We start from the raw sequence: 3,416 nt of genomic DNA, 5'->3' as shown, positions 1-3,416 counted from the left end.
AGGGGTTTGATGTAGAAAGCGAGTTTAAAGACTACGTGTTGTATTTAGCTCCCAAAGTTGAGGTTACAAAGCGGGGGGTTGTAGCCCTGTTCCTACTGACAATAGGGTATCTACATCAGGAGCCGGATGCTGGGAAACTCGCAAGCACGGTTTGGAATTGGAGTTGGGCAAGGTGACTTATCTTTCGACCATAACACAACTCCCCTCTTGTTTTTCGCTCAGTCTTGACCTTGAGTTTCTCTGCCTTATCTGGTTGTCGAAGCCAGATGTTGAGACACATAGATAGTTATGGGATGGTCAGGGGTGCGAATCCCTTATATTCCACCAAGGGGTGGAAGTCCCACTAGGAGGTTATTTCAGGCATTGCAGCCCTATTTCACTCCTAAACGTCTCGCACATCGCCGTTACTCTTAACGCAATTGTTAAGGAATCCTTAAGATTTCCGGTTTTGCGTTTTGACCTTGAGTTCCCTGCCTTGTTTTGTATATTTCTATACCAAACGTTGGGACATCTAAACAGTTATGAGGATGTTCAGGAGTGCGCTCCTTATATTCAACTAAGGGGCTGAAGTCCCCACCAGGCGGTTATTTCAGGTATTTCAACCTTATTTCATGCCTGAACGTCTCGCACGTTTAACAAAATTATCAGAAAAAATGGGTTGAAAACCTCGTCCTTTTAGGGCGACTTGGTGTGAACATAAATTCAAGTCGTTGACTTTGGGAACGCCGGAAACAAGAGACACTCCGTAATCCCTAAAACTCTAGACATCACTGGTAGAAAAGCTTTCATCGTCAGTTCAAATGGCCAGAGCGAAGTCAAAATCAAATAGGGTAGGGCATACCCGAATTTACGCTTGGGGAGTAGTCTTTAAGAGTGCTTACTGTAAAAGGTGTAGGTGCGAGACCTTCAGGCATGAAATAGGGTTGAGACACCCGAAATAACCGCCTGGTGCGGACTTCAACCCCTTGGTTGAATACAAGAAGCGCACTTCTGACCATCCCTATAACTGTTTATATGTCCCGACGATTTGTATCATACGATACCAAATACCGGCAGGGAACCCAAGGTCAACAAACTCTGTAACAAATCGTAGTAGGGGTCGAGAGAGATGTCACCATCTCCCCCTCCCATACAGAACCGTACTTGAGACTTTCACCTCATACGGCTCCTAATTTGATTGTTCCATTGTTAAGGATACAGCGTTGGCATTGTCAATTGCCGTCTTATCATCATGACAGTGGCGGTGTAATAGTTGAAGGTTCTTGTATTCATCCTTTCCGCCTTGGCTTCGAGGTACAATGTGGTCTACTTCAATTAAGTCTGATGGAGTAAAGTATTGCCCACACCAGGTACACCTGCCTTTTTGCTTTTTGAGTAGTTTGGCTACCCTTGTCGGTGTGTCGATTGCTTGTCCTTTCCTGGTTGCCCAGTAAGTCCAGTTTCCGTCGTATGGTGTTGCTTCCGGGTGTATTAGGGTATGTCTGACAATCGGAGTCCAATTATGTTTCCATAATTGGAGTCCATCTCTAGTTTGGAATAACCATGATTCATGCCTTTCTTTCCCGTTGCTAAGTTTAACCGTTCCATATCTGAAATAGTTCCTTAGCTTTTTATAACTCGCCTTTCTGCATCTCGATACTGTCCATGCCCTTAACATTAGCCAGACTATGTTGTCTAGCTTAACGAAGGTCTCTTTTGAGACTACCGCTGAATAATAGTTTGACCATCCCCGAATGATTGGGTTTAGTTTGCTAATCAGGGCTGATTGAGGTGCAGTTTTGTGTTTTTTAACTTCACCTTTTATCACTTCTATGTGGGCTTTAACTGCTTTGTTGCTGGGTTTAATGAGGGTTTTGTGACCGATTAATCGGCTTGTTGCCCCACCTGTTTTCCCAGATTTATATTTACTTACCGGGTATGTGCGAAACGTTTAGGAGTGAAATAGGGCTGCGATGCCCGAAATAACCTCCTAGTGGGACTTTCACCCATTGGTGGAATATAGGAATTGACTCTCATCCCCGACCATCCCATAACTGTTTATATGTCCCGACGCTTGGAGCAATCTCAGCAAGGCAGGGAACTCAGGGTCAAGACTGATAGCTTAAACGATGGGAGTTGTGACCCATCTAGTAAAGCAGGAAGTTGAGAGTAACGGCGGTAGCCACCTCCAGTTTCAGGATTCATAACCCGTCAGATTGAAGCGGGGAACGGAAGGCGTGAAGTAGAACCTACTACCATATGCGACCACTGCCAACCATCCATGACTAAGGAAATCTGAATGTTCCGACTTGAACCATCGTAATAAGTAAGTAGCGAAATAAGTTGACACGCTGCGCTCAAAAGAGTAAGGGGAAAAGTAGGAGTCTCAACTCACTACCTACACAGACCTTTAAAATTACCCCGGTGGAAAGGACAAGTCTAAAGATGGAATGCCCGTATAAACGGAACGTTKAAACCCCTTTTAGGYTCTCAAGTGGCAGGATGTACCTGCACAGTAGTGAAAAGTGTAAGCGTATACCTTTAAGGGGAAAGGATGTGACTGAAAGCCAATGCCTAACTGTAATGGTTAGGATATGCCCACTAGTCACGGTGTGGATATAGAGACTGCGACAAGTAAGAGTTTGATGACGAAAGCGAGTTTAAAGACTACGTGTTGTATTTAGCTCCCAAAGTTGAGGTTACAAAGCGGGGGGTTGTAGCCCTGTTCCTACTGACAATAGGGTATCTACATTAGGAGCCGTGTGATGTGAAAGTATCAAGCACGGTTTGGAATTGGAGTTGGGGAAGGCGACTTCCCTTTCGACCATAACTGCCTGATATTGAATCCTAGAAAATCGAACCCTGGTTCTTCGAGTTTTCCATCATACTCAACATGATTGAGAGTGTGGCAAATTCGGGTTTTTTCGAGTTTTATTTCTAAGCCAATAGGTTTTAGCCATTCGGAGATAGCAGTTTTGCACTGTTCAATGATTCCTAGGTCTTTTGAGATAACCACGAAATCATCGGCGTATCTTATAAGGTTTACCTGAGTGGTTGTTCCTTTATTTGGATACATTCCTTTAACTAGCCTTTCCATTCCCAACAGTGCGATGTTGGCTAGAAGTGGACTTATTACCCCTCCTTGAGGTGTCCCTGCTTCTGTATCCTCGAATACCCCGTTATCCAACACACCCGCTTTGAGCCATTGTTTCAGGTCTCTCTTCAAGCTGCTTGGACAATGAATTTTGGACAGTAGGTAATCATGGTTCACGGTAAGAGCATTTTGTTATGGTCGAAAGGGAAGTCGCCTTCCCCAACTCCAATTCCAAACCGTACTTGAGACTTTCACCTCATACGGCTCCTGATGTGGATACCCCTTTGTCATTGGGAACATGGCTACAACACCCTGCTTTATGACCTCAACTTTCGGAGCTATA

The 3,416-nt window shown here is 44.6% G+C and carries 2 pseudogenes; both read right to left on the bottom strand.

The annotated features are described in order from the left end of the window. Positions 1-1,168 precede the first annotated feature (1,168 nt). Positions 1,169-1,924, bottom strand: a pseudogene (locus B9T16_RS27060) (group II intron reverse transcriptase); the annotation flags it as partial. Between the two features lie 885 nt (positions 1,925-2,809). Then, a pseudogene (locus tag B9T16_RS27055) lies at positions 2,810-3,250 on the bottom strand (reverse transcriptase/maturase family protein); the annotation flags it as partial. Between the last annotated feature and the right edge of the window lie 166 nt (positions 3,251-3,416).

Source organism: Arthrospira sp. PCC 8006, from assembly GCF_046480465.1.
In the GTDB taxonomy this organism is placed as follows: domain Bacteria; phylum Cyanobacteriota; class Cyanobacteriia; order Cyanobacteriales; family Microcoleaceae; genus Limnospira; species Limnospira platensis.
The sequence above is the reverse complement of the archived record's forward strand: the minus strand, read 5'-3'. Positions and strand labels throughout refer to the sequence as shown.